The following is a 16,190-nucleotide window of genomic DNA, read 5'->3' as shown; positions in this document are numbered from 1 at the left end:
GAATGGGGCAGATGGGAAGAAGGTATGTCCTTCGCGAAGTGGTCGATCGAGGATGTAGGAGAGTAAAGGGGGGAGTTCCGCTGAGCGGACCCTACGGGACTTGGGGACGGATATTAGATTAGTCACAAGAAATCGCGAAGAAACGATTATGTGGCGGATGCTCTTGTTGTCCTCTCTGGCCGTTGTCGGATGTTCCCACGAACGAAACGACAGCCGCTTCATATCCGGCCAGCGAGTTCAAGTTGTGCCGAGCAATGGCCAGGCCTTCATTCGGCTCGAATCAAGCGATCCCAGATCCCCCATCGTTTCCCAGGACCCAGCTTCTTCGATCCTCACCTTGGGAGATGAGGTGCATGTCCTCCATGACGACGATGCTGCTGCTGGCGAAGATCGCGTGGTGGAAGTGGAAACGCTTATCTTGAAAGGTGAGTTATTGAAACATTCCGAGCGTGTTCGGGGATTCATGTCGAGGAGCGACCTGAGGACGATAGACTATTAGATTCCTGCAACCGTTCACGGGGGTGAGAGTTGGCGCCCTGGGGCCGGATCGGCGGGGTGGCTGGGGTCGTCCTCGACCCCGGTGCGATCGGAGCGGCCCGGGCAACCGGGCTGGGGTCGAGGACGACCCCAGCCACCCCGCCGATCCGGCACCGGCGGGGTCGGTGACACCCGGGCGTCCTCACGGACGGCGAACGGGGGCGTCACTCGTCGTCCTGGGGGAGTGTGATCCCCTTCTTCTCCAGGATGCCCTTGATCTGGTCGATCGTGCGGAAGCGTTCGATCGTCATCGGGCCGGTGTAGACCTCGCTCTGGAGCCTCCGCGGGGGATGCTCCTGGTAGCTCTTCATGAGCCCGGCGATCGTCTCGTTGAAGAGCAGCAGCGTCCAGGTCTTCTCGGTGAAGCTGTTCATGAACAGGTCGTAGCGCTCCTGCGGGTCCTGCCACAGGTCGTAGATCGCCGGCACCGTCGCGACGTATTTCTCCTGGCCGCGCCAGCCGAGCTCGGGGGCCGGGGACTCGCTCCCGGCCATCGCCCCGTTGTCGCCCCGCAGGTTGAAGACCGCCTTCCACTTCCCGACGCGGATGGCGCCCGGCGAGAGTTCCGTCTCCGTGAAATAGAACCACTCGTCGCGATCCCACCCCTCCTCGCCTTTGAGCAGCGGGGTCATGTCGTGGCTGTCGAAGACGATCGGCTCGCCCGCCCGGTCCTCCTCGGGCAGATCCACGCCGGCCAGCGAGGCGAACGTCGCCAGCAGGTCCAGCCCGCCGACGATCTCGTGGCGGTCGCCCCCCGCCTCGATCGTTCCCGGCCACCAGGCGATCGCCGGCACCCGGTTGCCGGCCTCCCGGCAGGTCCCCTTGGTCCCCCGGAAGGGGGTGTAGCCGGCGTCCGGGTGGACGTCCTGCCAGGCCCCGTTGTCCACGGTGTAGAAGACGAGCGTGTCCTCCTCGATGCCGAGCTCGCGGACCTTGTCCATGATCTGGCCGATGTGATGGTCCAGCTCGACCACCGAGTCCGCGTACTTGCTCTTCGCGGGCGACGCCCCCTCGAACGCCCGGGCCGGGATGTTCGGCTGGTGATTCTTGCCGAAATTGATGCTCATCAGGAACGGCGCGTCCTGCCCGGCGAACCGTTCGAGGTACTCCAGCGACACGTCCGTCGTCATCACGTCGATTTCCGAGATGTTGTCGTCGTCGATCTTGCCCACCTCGCGGGCCGGCCGCCCCGCCTCGCCCTCGAGCAGTCCCGTGGTGATCTCGGCGAAGGTCGCACGAAGCGCCGGATCCATGTCCGGATTGAACGACTCGAGCGGGTAGGTGTAGGCGTTCAGGTGGTAGAGGAAGGTGTTCCTCATCACGTCGAAGCCGTGGGCGATCGGCAGGGCGTCGTCGGCCTCCCCCAGGTGCCACTTGCCGGCGAAGAACGTGTTGTAGCCCGCCTGCTTGAGCACGGAGGCATAGGTCCACTCGGCGGCGGGGAGCCCGCCGCCCTGGCCCTGGAAGGCGACGGTCGTCATCCCGCTGCGGTTGGGGATGCGGCCGGTGATCATGGCGGCCCGGCCGGGGGTGCAGCTCGCCTGGCCGTAGAAGGACCAGAACTGCAACCCCTCCTCGGCCAGGCGGTCGAGATTCGGCGTGGGCATCCCGCGGCCGGCGCCTCCCCCGTAGCAGCCGAGGTCGCCCCACCCCGTGTCGTCGGAGATCAGGACGATGATGTTGGGCTTATCCTGTTGCGCGGCGGGGGCCGCGGCCGGCGGCAGGATGCCGACGAGCGTCATGAAGGCGGCGGGGGCGAGTCTCGTCATCGGGAAGTCCCTCGAGTTCGGCGGGCCTGGTGTCGTCTCGCCCCGGCCCGGCGGCCGCCCCGAGACGGTGCGGGGGGGCCCGGCCACGGGCGTCGGAGGGGTCGGGCCGGGGTCGCTCCCCGGGATCTGCGATCGGCACCCACCCCGCGGGAGCCGGAGACAACCCGGCCCCGGTCCCGGGCGCCCCGCCCCCCGGCACGACGTCCCGGGCCGGACGCACGACGCCGGAGGCCGAGGTGATCGGCCCGAGGCGACCGGATCCGAGGCGGGGATGGGGCCATCGGGCGGATTCTAACACCCGAAGCCCTCCGCGGGACAAGGGGGCGATCGCGTGGTCATCCTTCGAATCGTGGTCGGGTGGCATCCGCAAACATTCATCGCGGTCGATTCGCGGCCCCCCGCCCGGGTGTCAACGCCCTACAATGGGGTGGAGTCCCATCCTCCCGGAGGTCAGCATGTCTTACTTCACCAGGCATCTCGCCGACGACGTCCGCCTCTGCAGGCGCACCACCATCGGGGCCCTGCTCGGCCTGGCCGCCGTCCTCGCCTTGGCGTGGTCCTACGGCTCGCTCTACGGGACCGACGGCCTTCCCATGGCCACGTACCTCACCCGGGCGACGCTCACCCTCGGCGGGGCCTTCGTCGTCGCGGGGATCCTGTCGGGCTTCGCGATCCACCTGATGCGGGAGCGGCGGGGCGGCACGGGAGATTGAGGGGGCCGGGCCCTGGGGGCACTCGGATGGGATCCGGCCGAGTGGTCAAGAATCGCCTTTGTGTCACTTCCGATACTGCTCGTCGCTGACTTTCTCCAGCCAATTGACCATATTGCCTTCGAGGGCCTCTTGAATGGCGGTATGGGTCATCGCCGTGGTCGGGCTCGCCCCGTGCCAGTGCCTGACGCCCGGAGGAAACCAGACGACATCACCAGGTCGTACCTCCTCGACCGGGCCGCCCTCTTGCTGCACCCGACCGAAGCCGGCCGTGATGATGAGCGTCTGCCCCAGCGGGTGTGTGTGCCAGGCCGTCCGGGCCCCGGGCTCGAACGTGACGCTGGCCGCTGCCGCACGGGCCGGGGCTTGAGGCTGGAACAGTGGGTCGATGCGGACGGTGCCGGTGAACCAGTCGGCCGGCCCTTCGCTTGAAGGCTGGGAGCCCACTCGGGTGATATCCATCTTCTTCTCCTGCGTTGGAGTGGAAGGGGCGGCGTGTGCCCGTCGAGCGGCGAAGCACGCGAGCACGGAGCCCGCGAAGGTCGCGAACGCGCGACGGGAGAGAGTCACGGCCGGCACCTCCTCGGTTTTCGTGTGAAGGCTCATCAGACGACCGTCATCCCTCCGTCAACGGTGAGGGCGTGACCGACGACGTAGCTTGCTCCCGGACTGCAAAGCCACAGGACGGCCGAGGCAATCTCCTCGGGCCTGCCCGCACGGCCGATGGGGACGCCCTTCGCGATTTCGCCGTACGCCTCCTCGCTCCCGGCGACGACGTCGCGGGCAACCTGCGTGTCGATGAGGCCGGGGTTCACCGCGTTCACCCGGATGCCGTGCGTGACGTATTCGAGGGCCGCCGTCCGCGTGAGGCCCACCACGCCGTGCTTCGAAGCGATGTAGGAGCCGATGCCGGGATTACCGGTCAATGCCCCGACCGAGGCGTTGTTGACGATGGCCCCGCTCTTCTGGCGTTCCATCTGCCGCAACTCGTGCTTCATGCAGCTCCAGACGCCGCGGAGATTGACCCCGATGACGCGGTCCCACTCCTCGCGGGTACTTTCTGCCGTCGGTGCAATGCGGGCCATGACGCCCGCGTTGTTGAACGCAGCGTCGAGCCGCCCGAACTCCAAGACGGTGCGGTCGACCATCGCCGCCACCTGGTCGTCGTCCGCGACGTCGCAGCGGACGCCAATCGCCTTGTGACCTGCGGCGACCAGCTCCGCCGCCGCCGCCTTCACGGCGTCTTCCTTATAATCCGCGAGGACGACGGCTGCACCCGCCTCCGCGAAGGCCCTGGCCGTCGCGAGCCCCATGCCGGCCGCAGCCCCGGTGACGAGTGCCACCTTGCCGCTGAAATCGAGTGTGTCTGCCATCTCCTGTCTCCTCTCCTGTCCTCGTCGCCTTGGTCGTTTCGCTCATCACTCCAGCTCGAAGGTCACCTTCACGCTCCCCGACCCGACCGCAGCCGCCAGACCCTCCGGGTCGTCGATTCGACCGAGGCGGGTGTAGCTGTAGCTGGTCTTGAAGCCTTTGTAGAAGACCACCAGCGTATCGGACCCCCAGAGCATGAGGTCGCCGTTCCGAATCGTTCCGGGGTCCGTGGCATCGGTCGGGAGCGGCGTCGATAGGCGGGCATGCTTCTCGTTGCCGTTCAACTCGGCCATGTCGAGCGTCAGCGGGAGCAGATCCCGGAGCTTGGCCGTCGCCGCGTTGTCGTTGAGCGTGGCCTTGAAGGTCTTCGTACCGATGGTGATGTTCATGGGGTTACTCTTCGTTTCACTGCCGCGAGGCTCGTCGCGTCGGGCTTCCGAACCAGCGACGGCGGTATGCTGCTGGCCCGTCGCGTCGCAGCCCATGAGCCCGACCAGCAGGCCGGCTGCGAGGAGGGCGATTCGTCGTGAGCTGTTCATGGCGAGCCTTCGCGTCTCCATTGTCACTTCAAGTGCTCTGTGAAGAAGGACGTCAGCTTATCGAACGGGATGACGTTCACGCGGTCATAGAGGTCGACATGCCCCGCGTCCGAGACGATAAGCAGCTCCTTCGGTTCGGCGGCGAGCCTGTATGCGTCCTCGCTGAACTCGATGGAATGGGCCTTCTCGCCTGCGATGAAGAGCAGTGGGCGGGGCGAAATCGTCTCGATGTCGTTGAACGGATAGAAGTTCATAAACTTGACGTTGCTGGAGAGCGTCGGATGCGTGGTCAGCACGGGTGATGAGCCTTTCGGCGTGAACTCGCCACGAGGCGTGCGATAGAAGTCGTAGAACTCCCGCTCGATGGGGTGGGAGCTTGCCGAAAGCTCGTGCACGGACCCGCTCGTGTACCTGGTCGCACCGCCCGCGTACTCGACGTCACGCTGCGACGCGGCTTCGGCGATGACCTGCTTCCGCTGTTCGACGGTCTGCGATTTTCTGAGCGAGTGCCGATTGGCGGCCCCCATGTCGTACATGCTGACGGTCGCGATGGCCTTCAGACGCGGGTCGATTTTCGCCGCACTGATGACGAAGCTCCCGCTGCCGCAAATCCCGATGGCACCGATTCGCCCCTTGTCGACGAGCGGTTGAGAGCCCAAGAAGTCCACGGCGGCACTGAAGCTCTCCGCGTAGAGGTCGGGCGACACGAGGTTGCGAGGCTCCCCCTCGCTCTCGCCCCAGAACGGCAAATCAATCGACAGCGTGACGAATCCCCGCTCGGCCATCTTGGTGGCGTAGAGGTTGGCACTCTGCTCCTTCACCGCCCCCATCGGATGCCCGACGACGATGGCGGGATGCTTCGCGTCCCGGTTCAAGCCCTTGGGGACGAACAGATTCCCGGCGATGCTCATCCGGTACTGGTTCTTGAAGGTGACCTTCTCGACGGCGACCTTGTCGCTCTTGTAAAAATTGTCCGCCTGGTTGTTCATGTCCTGCCCCCTCAGATCTGAAGAAAACATCGAAAAGCCAGCCAAAATGGCGGTCACGGCCGAAAGGAGCCTTGCTGTGGCGGCGAAGGCGGTGGCTTTGTACATGGGTCGTCTCCTTGATTGCCGTGAGGCGAGGAACCTCGAAAGGCCCCGCTTCAGCTTCACTCCCATTAAAGGCCAGCCAGCTCTGAACGGAAAGGAACGTTCCTCCGAAGTTTTAGCCTAATTCTCCTGAGCAGCGAAGAATCTACCCAAGAAATACCGTTATAGGTAACCTGATAGTACTGAAATCGAGTTAACCGAGGAGCAAACGATGGACGAGTCAGCGAACTACCGAGAGCGTCTCGCCGGCCTTCTCGACGAGATTGCGGTGGAAGAAGGATTGCAGCCGACACACATTGAAGGCGTTCATATCTTCAAGGGTTCGAAGTCGGTGCCGCGTGCCCCGATGGTCTACCGCCCGCACATCATCGTCGTAGGGCAAGGCCGGAAGCATGCCTACCTCGGGGGCGAGGTCTACACCTATGACCCCGCCAACTACCTCGTGCTCGCGGTGCCGCTGCCCGCCGAATGCGACGCCGAGACGGAGGACGGAAAGCCCATCCTGATGGTCAACATCGACGTCGACGCGACGATGGTCGGCGAGATGCTCCTCGAAATCGACGGGACGTCGCCCCTCCCGGGCGAGACGCCGCGAGGCATCTCCTCGACGCCGATGAATCCGGGGCTGGCCGGGGCGGTCATCCGGCTCCTCGAATGCCTCAAGTGCCCGGTCGACAGCCGGCTACTCGGCCGCCAGATGGTGCGTGAGGTCGTCTATCGCGTGCTCCGCGGCGAGCAGGGCGGGGCACTCTACGCGATGGCGAGTCGCGACGACCATTTCACGCGAATCGCCCGCGTCTTGAGGCACATCCATTCGGACTACGCCAAGCCGCTCGGCACCGAGGAGATGGCGAAGATGGCGGGCATGAGCGTGTCGGTATTCCACCACCACTTCAAGCTCGTCACGGCCAGCTCGCCGCTCCAGTACCTCAAACGCATCCGGCTCGACCGGGCCAGGACGCTCATGACCCTCGACGGCTACAACGCGGGCACGGCAGCACACGCGGTCGGCTACGAGAGTGCCTCGCAGTTCGGCCGGGAGTTCAAGCGACTCTTCGGTACGACGCCCGCCGAGGACGCCGAACAGATGCGAGCCCGGCTCGTGGGCGGTTGAGAGGTTCGTCCGAGGCTTGGGTGACCCCTCCTACCTGCCCCGAGTTTGTGCAGGATAACCCTTCATCCAGCATGACCGGCCTCCGGGCCTGGCTCACGGTCTCTCCGAGGACGAACCGCCTGGATGCGACCGGAGCTGCCGGTAGTCTGGCCTTGATCCGACACCGGCGGACCGAGGTGACCGGGCGTGATCAGGCCGCAACGGCCGGATGGGCCGTGGGGTGGACGAGCCTTGCGGAGACGGCCCCGCCACCGGTCGGGGATCGGACGGCGCAGGTTTCTCCGGCGTCGACGACGACCCGATCCCCCGGGCCGACCTCGACCCAGACGTCCCCCGAGAGCGCCGAGCCGAAGCCCTCGACGATCAGCAGGACCGCCGGCCCCGGCTTCGGGCCCGAGCAGGAGCCGGGCTCCACCCGGATCGACTCGGCGTCATTTTCCCCGATTCCACCCGCGTTCGTATCGGGAGTCATCGACGGGCCTCCGTCCCCGGGACTGGCTGGATCCTGGCGGGCCCGGGCCGGATCGGGTCGGCTCGACCCGGCCCCGGCGGCGTGCCCCTCCGCCCTCGACATCGACCCGCGCCCCCGCCCGACTTGAGCCTCGCCGCCCCGGCCCTCGCTGCTCCCCGGTCCCGACGCCCGCCCCGACGCCCCCGGCCCGTCCTCCCGCCCCGTGGTTCGTCATCCGGGATCCGGGCTCGCCCGGCGGCCGGCCCGGCTCACGTCCGCCCCCGGCCCTCCCCCGGGGATCGGTCCGATCGCACGGCCCAGGCGACCGTGAGGCCGAGGCCGAGGATCGTCAGCGGCAGGACGAAGGCGACCATCACCAGGCTGAATTCCTCGATCAGCTCGTGCTGCTCCGACCTCAGGTAGAGGAACCCCGTGTAGATGCCGTAGTAGGCCAGGAACAGCACCCCCTCCCAGCGGGCGATCCGCGCTCCGGTGAAGACGACGGGCAGGCAGGCGACGGCCACGGCGATCATCACCGGGATGTCGAACCGGAGCGCCTGGCTCGACACCGGCACCCCCCCCGGCGTGATCAGCCCGGCCAGGCCGAGCACGGCCAGGATGTTGAAGATGTTGCTCCCCACCGCGTTGCCCAGGGCGATGTCCCGCTCCCCCCGGAGCCCGGCGATGATCGACGTGGCCGCCTCGGGCAGCGAGGTGCCCACGGCCACCACCGTCAGGCCGATCACCAGCTCGCTGACCCCCATCGCCAGCGCGAACGTCCGGGCCGCCTGCACCAACTGGTCGGCCCCGACGACCAGGATCGCCAGCCCGACCCCGATCAGGACGAACTGCAACAGCACCTGCCCCGGCCCCGCCGCCGGCGTCGCGGGCACCCCCTCGGCCGCGAGCACCTCGGCCTGCTCGGCCCGCTCCCGGGCCATCGCCCGACGCCCCTGGACGATCGACGCCACGGTGTAGACGACGATCCCCGAGAAGAGGATCGCCCCGTCCGTCCGGCTGAGGGAGCCGTCCCAGCCCAGGCCCAGCACCAGGGCCGAGGCGGCGATCATCACCGGCACGTCCCACCCCACCAGCCTCCGGCGCACCACCAGCGGCGTGAGCATCGCCGAGGCGCCGAGCACCAGCAGGATGTTGGCGATATTGCTCCCCACCACGTTGCCGACGCCGAGGTCCGCGCCCCCCGGGGACTCGGAGAGGGCCGCCCGGAGCGTGACCGCCAGCTCCGGGGCCCCGGTGCCGAAGGCCACCACCGTCAGGCCGATCACCAGCGGCGGCACGCCCACCGTCGCCGCCAGCCTCGCCGCCCCCTGCACCAGCAGCCTGGCCCCCAGGATCAACGCGACCACCCCCAGCACGAACCGAACGACGGTCTCGAGGTCGACCACGGCGCCCCTCCCCTGCTGATGATTCGAACCCCGACCACGGCGGCCGAGGATTTATGCGTACCTGGAGATTTCCGATTCCCGAAGGGCGTCGGCCGGTGCCCGACGCTCGGACCGGGACATGCCGTCGGATCGCGGGCCGATCCGGGGCGGACGCCCGGCTCGTCGTCCTTCGACCGTCCGGCATTCGCGTCTCGTCCTCGAATCTCGACCTTCCGGCGATCGACCTCCGCCGCGACCCGGGGGATTCCCGACCGCCCCGATCCCCTCATCCGACCGGGGGCCAGAGCGCGTATCCCGGGACGGCGACGGGCAAACGGTAGACCGTCTTCCCCGACGTGACGTAGAGCGTCCGACGCCCCGGCCCGCCGAAGGCGAGGTTCGTGACCACGTCCTCGGGGATCGGGATCCGGCCGACGGGGGATCCGTCGGGCTCGAACACGTAGACGCCCGCCGGGACCGAGGCGTCTTCCCCAGCGTGCCTCGGCCGGGCGATCCCGGCGGCGACCCAGAGGCGGCCCCGCTCGTCCAGCCGCATCCCGTCCCCTCCCCGTCCCCGGCCGAAATCGACCACCAGGCGGCGGCCCGACGGTGTGCCGTCGTCGTCCAGGTCGAACGCCCAGAGCTTACGATTGCCCCCCGGCCTGCCGTGGGAGTCGATGATGTACAACGTCCGGCCGTCCGGGGTGATCGCCAGCCCGTTGGGCCGCTCGACCTCCAACTGCGAGAGGACTCGGGCCACCGTGCCGTCGGGGTCGACCCGGTAGACGGCCTCGGCGTCCTGCTCCAGGATCTCCCGGTGCTCGCCGTAATAGGGGTCGGTGAACCAGATCCGGCCGATCGGGTCGACCACCACGTCGTTCGGGCTGTTGTACCGCCTGCCCTCGAACCGATCGGTCACGACCTCGACCGCGCCGGTCGTTCGATCCGATCGGACCACCCGGCGGCCGCCGTCGAGCCCCTGCTCGGTCCCCTCGCAGGTGACCAGCCTCCCCCGGGCGTCGAAGGTGTTGCCGTTGGCCCGGCCGCTCGGCTCCCGGAAGGTGGCGACCTCGCCGGCCGCCGACCTCCTCAGGATCCGGTTGCCGGCGATGTCGCTGACGTAGAGCGCCCCCTCGTCGTCGACCGCCGGGCCTTCCAGGAAGCAGACGGCCGAGGCGACCGTCAAGCTCGACTCGGGCGCCAGCAGCGTCGAGGGTGCCCCCAGCGCGGCGAAGTCGATCCGGGCCCCCCCCATCGCGTCCTCCGTCGCCCGGATCGGCGGTCGATCGGCTCGATTCGGCTCTCGACCGCCCCCGCCGGGCGGCCTCGGGGCCGGATTCTCGCATGATGGCGGCGCCGTCGCCAGCGCCGAGGCCCTGCCCCGGCGTCACCCCGCCAGCGGGTGCCCCCGGTCCTCCAGCGGCAGGGCCACCGGCCCCCCCGATCGCTGCGAGGCGTACGTCGCCAGGATCATCTCGATCGAGGCCCGGCCGTCCTCCCCGGAGACGATCGGCGCCCGGTCCTCCTCCACGGCCGAGATCAGGTCGGCCAGGATCCTCCGGTTCCCGTCCAGCAGGCCCCCCGCCGGCAACGGTTCCGACTGGCCGACCCCCGCGCTGGTGATCCGCTCCCAGCCCTCGCCCCCCGGCGCGTCGAGCCACCGGGGATCGTGCAGCAGGTAGGCCTCGGGCATCCAGCCGGTCCCCATCACGATGACGCCGCGCTCGCCGAAGATCCGCAGGTCGAACCGCCCCCCCGGCTCGGAGGGCCGAGTCGTGGCGAAGTGGGCCACCGCCGGGGAATCCTCGAACCCGTACATGGCGTCCACCCGGTCGCCGGCCAGGGGCCCGATCCCCTCGGCCCCGTCCCGGACGCTCCCCCGGCCGATCGGCTCCCCGCCCTCCGTGACCCGGGCGAAGCACCAGGAGGCGTCCCCCAGCACGGCCCGGGAGAGGTCCATGATGTGGGAGCCCAGCACCATCAGGTCCTCCCCCCCGCCCCGGCGGTCCTCCTTGCCCCGGCCCCGCAGCTCCAGCACCGGGCCGATCGCATCCTCGGAGAGGAGCGTCTTCACCCGGTCGAAGATCGGGCTGACCCGGGTCTGGAAGGCGATGGCGAGCTTGGCGTGGGCGGCGTGGCAGGAGTCGAGCATCGCGTCGCAGTCGGCCGGCGAGGGGGCCATCGGCTTCTCCAGGAAGATGCCCCGGACGCACGCCCCGGCGCAGGCGACCACCATCTCCCGATGGCAGTCGAGCCACCTCGGCGCCACGGCCACGAACTCGGGTTTCTCCTTCGCCAGCATTTCTCGGAAGTCGGCATACGTCGACCCGACGTCGACCCCCAGCCGATCCGCCGCGGCGAGCCGCCCCGCCTCGTCCTCGTCGGCCAGGGCGACGAGCGAGAGCCTCGGGTCCTCGGCGATCGCCCGGTCGAGGTCGTGCCCGTAGTCTCCCCGGCCGGTCCGGCCGATCACGGCGGCGCGATAAGGGGGCTGGAACATGCGGATTGCTCCGATGCGGGTCCCGAGGGGGGGCGTCGACGACGCCCCAGCATGGCCCGCGCCCCCCGCCGACGCAAGCCGCTCGCCCCCCGCCGCTTCGGGAGCGGACCGGCCCTGCTGCCCCGCTTGATGCCCCGCCGCCGCCGCCGTAGACTGGGTCTCGCACGCACTCGATCGGGGTCGATCGCGCAACCATCCGGGAATCGTTCGGGGCCGTCCGATGCAGACGCTGCTGATCGCGCTGGGCGCCGGCGTGGCCTTCCTCGTGGCCTATTTCACCTACGGCCGGTGGCTCGGGAAGACCATCTTCCGCCTCTCCGCCGACTACGTCTGCCCCTCCCACCGCCTCCGGGACGACGAGGACTACGTCCCCACCCCCCGGTCGATCGTCTTCGGCCACCACTTCACCTCCATCGCCGGCACCGGGCCGATCGTCGGCCCGGCCATCGCCGTGATGTGGGGCTGGGTGCCGGCCCTGCTCTGGGTCGTCTTCGGCTCGATCTTCATCGGCGCCGTCCACGACTTCGGCGCCCTGGTGGTCTCCCTCCGCAACAACGGCCAGACTGTCGGCGACATCGCCGGCCGGCTCATCAACCGACGCGCCCGGATTTTGTTCCTGCTGATCCTGTTCATGGCCCTGACGATCGTGCTGGCGATCTTCGGCCTGGTCATCGCCGCCGTCTTCCGCCAGTACCCGGCCTCCATCTTCCCCTGCCTGGTGCAGATCCCGATCGCCGTCGCCATCGGCCTGTGGCTGCACCGCAAGGGGGCGTCCATCGCGGTCCCCTCGATCATCGCCCTGGCCTTGATGTACCTCACCGTCGTCTTCGGCGACGAGAACACCCCGGTCGCCCAGCTCTCGATCCTGCCCGGCTGGGTCGCCTCGGGCATCGAGGTGGTCGAGGCCACCCTGCACCACTGGAACGCGGCCATGGCCGCCTGGCCGATCATCGCCTGGGTGGCGATCCTGCTCCTCTACTCGTATGTCGCCTCGGTCATCCCCGTCTGGATCCTGCTCCAGCCCCGGGACTACATCAACTCGCTCCAGCTCATCAGCGCCCTCGGGTTGATCGTCGTCGGCCTCGCCGTCGCCGCCGTCGCGGGAGGGGCCCCGGTCGACGGCGAACTCGGGCGCCCCGAGCTGACGATCGCCGCCCCGGCCGTCGACCTCAGCCCCGCCGACGCCCCTTTGATCTTCCCCTTCCTGTTCGTGACGATCGCCTGCGGGGCCATCAGCGGCTTCCACTGCCTGGTCAGCTCCGGGACCTCCAGCAAGCAACTCGACCGCGAGCCCGACGCCCGGTTCGTCGGCTACGGCGGCATGCTCACCGAGGGGTTCCTCGCCACGCTCGTCATCCTCGCCTGCGTCGCCGGGCTCGGCCTGGGGATCACCGGCGAGGACGGCTCCCGCCTGCTCGGGCCCGCCGCCTTCGCCGAACGCTACGGCTCCTGGAACACCTCCGGGGGCCTCGCCTCCACTGTCGGCGCCTTCGTCGACGGCTCGGCCAACTTCCTCAGGGCCATGGGCCTCCCCGATGGCGTCTCCGTCGCGCTGATGGGCGTCCTCGTCGCCTCCTTCGCCGGCACCACCCTCGACACCGCCTGCCGCCTCCAGCGCTACGTCGTCCAGGAACTCGCCACCGCGTTGATGGGGGCGCGTCGCACGGCGTCCGCGACCGGATCCGAATCCGAATCCGAATCCCCGGACGCCCCCCTGTTCCGACGCCAACCGGTCCCCCTCTCGGCCAACCCGCTCTCCTGGCTGGCGAACAAGCACGGCGCCACCATCTTCGCCGTCGTCATCGCCGGGGCCCTGGCCGCCTTCCCCAAGGCCGGGGAGGGCTGGACCTGGGCCAACGCCGGCCAGGGCGGGCTCATCCTCTGGCCCCTCTTCGGCGCCACGAATCAGCTCCTCGGCGGGCTCTCGTTCCTGGTGATCGCCTTCTACCTCCGCCGCCGGGGGATCCCCAACTGGTTCCTGATCGCCCCGCTGGTCTTCATGCTCATCCTGCCCGCCTGGGCGATGCTCTGGCAGATCTTCATCGACGCCCCCGGCGCCGGCGGCAGCTGGCTGGCCGACCGCCAGTGGGTCCTGCTGGGCATCGGCCTGGCGACGATCGTCCTGGAGGCCTGGCTCGTGGTCGAGGCCGCCCTGCTCTGGCCCCGGGTCCGCGGCGTCCTCGAACAGCTCGTTGCCCCCGAGCCCGCCTCCCTCTCCCGACGGATCGAGCCCGAACCCGCCGCCGTCGGCCCCTGAGCCCGACCGCCTCAGGCGGGAAGTGACGCGACCGCCTCCGACCCTCGCCCCCGTCCTCGGGGGAGAGGGTGGGCGCAGCCCGGGTGAGGGGGGCTCCGACGACGCGCCGGGCCGTGAGATTCCTCGACGACCCCTCACCCCAACCCTCTCCCCGCTTGCGGGGAGAGGGGGCAAAACTCCGACCCTCGCCCCCGTCCTCGGGGAGCGGGTGGCCGGGGGCCGGGTGCGGGGGGCCGGGCCGATCCCGAATGCCGGGCCTTGCCGCAGCCGTCCCCACTCCGACACAATTAGGGATGGGGGCGACGCCCGGCCCGGCGGCTCCGGCACCTCGCCCCATCCATCCCCCGGAGCCTCCCCGATGAAGGTGGTCAGCCGATCGGCCATCGCCCGGATCATGATCCTGGTGCTGCTGGTCGCCCTGAACTTCGGGGCGTATCGGACCCGGGGGGCGGCCATCGACCCGACGAGCTACGCCCTGCTGCTGGGCGTGTTGCCGATGGTGCAGGTGCTGGGGGTCGGCTACCTCGTCGGCCGGGGCTCCCCCGGTTCTCGCCTCTTCCTCCGGGGCTTCCTGGCCGGGGGGCTGGCGGCGATGGCCCTCTACGTGGCCCTCGCGGCGGTCGCGGGGGGCACGCTGATCGTGCCGTTGATCCAGTCGGCCTTCACGGAGCTGCTCGTCCTGTCCCCGGCCCCGCTCGCCGGCTGGGCGTTCCCCTTCGCCTTCGACGCGTTCGCGTCCCTGGTCGTCCTGCTGCCCCAGCTCGTCCCCGCCCTGCTCGGCGGCTACTGGACCCTGCTCGTCGGCCTGCCCGACCTCGATTGGGAATTCGAGCCCTCGTCCCGGATTTTGTGACTGCCGGGGCCCGTTTCCTCGATGATTTCGGTATCCGGCCCCGTCCGACGCCCGGCGACGCCGCCGAGCCCCAGACCAGATCCGCCCCCGAGCCGACCGGGGCCGCTCCGACGACCCGCACCACCTGAGGCCATCCCATGAGCGCCGACGACGTCGCCCACCAGCCCGGCCCCGGCCCCTCGCACACCAACGCCCGGGACCGCTCCCCCTCCAGCCGCCTGCGGAGCCGGCACAACGCCCGGCTCCACGGCCTGACCGCCGCGCTGCCCGACTCCGAGGCCGAGGCCGCCGCCATGCAGGGCTTCGCCGACCGCTGGGCCGACGAACTCCGACCCGAGGTCGAGGCCGAGGGGGCCCTCATCCGCGCCTCCGCCGCCGCCTTCGCCCGCCTCGAACGCTGCCGGGTCGCCGAGGACGCCGCCCTCGAGGAGGCCTCCCGCGACGCCGTCCGCCGCTGGGCCCGCCGCAAGCAGCACGCCGCCCGCCGCAAGGCCCAGGACCTGCGGGCCGACCCGGTCAACGTCGCGGCCGACCTGCAGTCCTGCTCCTTCGGCTGTGAGTGGCTCCAACGCCACTGGTCCCGCCTGGACGCCCGGCTGGCCCAGGGCCTGGGCTGGCACCCCCGCGACCAGGACCTGGCCATGACCCTGCGCGGCTATTCCCCCGACGCCCCCGGCCTCGACGGCGACCCGGCCGCCCTCGCCTTCTACCACCTGATGCTCGCCGCCTGCGGCCTGCCCACCCTCGGCCGCACGGTCGACCGCCTGCCCACCGACCCCGTCGCCGCCCGGTCGGCGTTGCGGGGCCTGATCGCCCGGGAGTTCGACCGCCTGGAGGCGCTGCGGGAGCGGCTCTGGCACGAGCAGGACGGCCCGGAGGGGGAGGCCGCGGCCCGGACCGGCCGGGTGGACACGAGCAAGGAGGGGCAGCTCCGCCAGCGCTACCGCCGGGAGGCGTTCTCGGAGATGGTCCGGGGGCTGGACCAGGTGATGCGGATCCGGGTCGAGCGGAGCAAGGACGACGACCGCCAGTGGCGTCGGGCCCACTCCCCCCGCCGGCGGTCCGAGCCCCAGCCGACCCCGCCGGCCCCGGCCCGGGGCCCCGAGCCCCCTCGTTCCGCCCCCGAGTCCCCCGCGCCTCCCCCCGCCGCCGCTCACCGAAACGAGCCGACCCGGACGGCCGTCGGGCCGACGCTCGATCGCCGCAAGCCGAACGACGATCACGCCCTGCGGAACGAGCCCCCGACGCCGACCCCGGCCGCACCGGAGCGCACCGGGCCGGATTTCGAGCCTTCCCGAACCCCCTCCGAATCCCCTCGGACCCTGGCCGGGTTGGCCGGGGCCCGCGCAGCGGCCCCCGGTGGCGATCGCCTCCCGACCGGGGGCTCGCTCCGCTCGACCCCGGTCACCCCGAAAGGCAGTCTTCCGGGTCATTCGGCATGACGAGTTGGAAGATCGGCCGCGGTTCGGGGTGGAGGCGGTGGCGAGCCGACGGGCCCACCCGACGGGGAAGCGCCTTCACCGTGATCCCCACGCCTTGCGCGTCGACGAAGCCCCCCTCACCCGGCCTCCGGCCACCCGCTCCCCCGAGGACGGGGGCGAGGGGCGGAATCC

At 69.9% G+C, this 16,190-nt stretch carries 15 protein-coding genes; 6 read left to right on the top strand and 9 right to left on the bottom strand.

Going from position 1 to position 16,190, the window contains the following annotated elements; translation table 11 throughout:
• The first annotated feature begins 148 nt into the window (after positions 1-148).
• Positions 149-499, top strand: coding sequence for a hypothetical protein (locus ElP_RS11665; RefSeq protein ID WP_145269438.1), 351 nt, complete (start codon positions 149-151; stop codon positions 497-499).
• A gap of 202 nt (positions 500-701) precedes the next feature.
• Here the strand turns inward: ElP_RS11665 and ElP_RS11660 are convergent, their stop codons facing one another.
• Positions 702-2,306 (bottom strand): arylsulfatase, encoded by a 1,605-nt coding sequence (locus ElP_RS11660; protein ID WP_145269436.1) that lies wholly within the window; start codon positions 2,304-2,306, stop codon positions 702-704.
• Between the two features lie 455 nt (positions 2,307-2,761).
• Between ElP_RS11660 and ElP_RS11655 the strand changes: the two genes are divergently transcribed.
• Positions 2,762-3,019, top strand: coding sequence for a hypothetical protein (locus ElP_RS11655; RefSeq protein WP_145269433.1), 258 nt, complete (start codon positions 2,762-2,764; stop codon positions 3,017-3,019).
• A gap of 63 nt (positions 3,020-3,082) precedes the next feature.
• On the opposite strand, the gene ElP_RS11650 is transcribed toward ElP_RS11655, so the two are convergent.
• From ElP_RS11650 to ElP_RS11635, 4 genes are all read right to left on the bottom strand, one after another.
• The gene (locus ElP_RS11650; RefSeq protein ID WP_145278395.1) at positions 3,083-3,478 is read right to left on the bottom strand and encodes a (R)-mandelonitrile lyase; all 396 of its coding nucleotides are present in this window, start codon (positions 3,476-3,478) and stop codon (positions 3,083-3,085) included.
• A gap of 143 nt (positions 3,479-3,621) precedes the next feature.
• Complete coding sequence (locus ElP_RS11645; RefSeq protein ID WP_145269431.1) at positions 3,622-4,389, bottom strand: glucose 1-dehydrogenase; 768 nt, start codon at positions 4,387-4,389, stop codon at positions 3,622-3,624.
• A gap of 45 nt (positions 4,390-4,434) precedes the next feature.
• Complete coding sequence (locus ElP_RS11640) at positions 4,435-4,776, bottom strand: cyclophilin-like fold protein (protein ID WP_145269429.1); 342 nt, start codon at positions 4,774-4,776, stop codon at positions 4,435-4,437.
• A gap of 173 nt (positions 4,777-4,949) precedes the next feature.
• Positions 4,950-5,945, bottom strand: a complete 996-nt coding sequence (locus tag ElP_RS11635; RefSeq protein ID WP_390836067.1) for an alpha/beta hydrolase — start codon at positions 5,943-5,945, stop codon at positions 4,950-4,952.
• 283 nt (positions 5,946-6,228) lie between these two features.
• Between ElP_RS11635 and ElP_RS11630 the strand changes: the two genes are divergently transcribed.
• Positions 6,229-7,131 (top strand): AraC family transcriptional regulator, encoded by a 903-nt coding sequence (locus ElP_RS11630; protein ID WP_145269425.1) that lies wholly within the window; start codon positions 6,229-6,231, stop codon positions 7,129-7,131.
• Positions 7,132-7,321: 190 nt separating this feature from the next.
• Here ElP_RS11630 and ElP_RS11625 read toward each other — a convergent pair whose 3' ends face one another.
• The 4 genes from ElP_RS11625 to ElP_RS11610 form a co-directional block, all read right to left on the bottom strand.
• On the bottom strand, positions 7,322-7,603 hold the full coding sequence (locus ElP_RS11625; RefSeq protein ID WP_145269423.1) for a hypothetical protein: 282 nt from the start codon (positions 7,601-7,603) through the stop codon (positions 7,322-7,324).
• A gap of 248 nt (positions 7,604-7,851) precedes the next feature.
• The gene (locus ElP_RS11620) at positions 7,852-8,988 is read right to left on the bottom strand and encodes a calcium/sodium antiporter (RefSeq protein WP_145269421.1); all 1,137 of its coding nucleotides are present in this window, start codon (positions 8,986-8,988) and stop codon (positions 7,852-7,854) included.
• 265 nt (positions 8,989-9,253) lie between these two features.
• Positions 9,254-10,222, bottom strand: coding sequence for an SMP-30/gluconolactonase/LRE family protein (locus ElP_RS11615; RefSeq protein WP_145269419.1), 969 nt, complete (start codon positions 10,220-10,222; stop codon positions 9,254-9,256).
• A 132-nt stretch (positions 10,223-10,354) separates the two neighbouring features.
• On the bottom strand, positions 10,355-11,467 hold the full coding sequence (locus ElP_RS11610) for a Gfo/Idh/MocA family protein (protein ID WP_145269417.1): 1,113 nt from the start codon (positions 11,465-11,467) through the stop codon (positions 10,355-10,357).
• 220 nt (positions 11,468-11,687) lie between these two features.
• Between ElP_RS11610 and ElP_RS11605 the strand changes: the two genes are divergently transcribed.
• The 3 genes from ElP_RS11605 to ElP_RS37905 all read left to right on the top strand — a co-directional run bounded on the left by ElP_RS11605 (position 11,688) and on the right by ElP_RS37905 (position 16,019).
• Positions 11,688-13,724, top strand: a complete 2,037-nt coding sequence (locus ElP_RS11605; protein WP_145269415.1) for a carbon starvation CstA family protein — start codon at positions 11,688-11,690, stop codon at positions 13,722-13,724.
• Positions 13,725-14,082: 358 nt separating this feature from the next.
• Positions 14,083-14,577: a hypothetical protein gene (locus ElP_RS11600; RefSeq protein WP_145269413.1), complete on the top strand. Its 495-nt coding sequence runs from the start codon at positions 14,083-14,085 to the stop codon at positions 14,575-14,577.
• 137 nt (positions 14,578-14,714) lie between these two features.
• The gene (locus ElP_RS37905) at positions 14,715-16,019 is read left to right on the top strand and encodes a hypothetical protein (protein WP_197446909.1); all 1,305 of its coding nucleotides are present in this window, start codon (positions 14,715-14,717) and stop codon (positions 16,017-16,019) included.
• The last annotated feature ends 171 nt before the right edge of the window (positions 16,020-16,190 follow it).

The sequence above is a fragment of the Tautonia plasticadhaerens genome (assembly GCF_007752535.1).
Taxonomy (GTDB): Bacteria; Planctomycetota; Planctomycetia; order Isosphaerales; family Isosphaeraceae; genus Tautonia; species Tautonia plasticadhaerens.
Note: the sequence above shows the minus strand (reverse complement) of the source record. Positions and strands in the feature narration are given on the sequence as shown.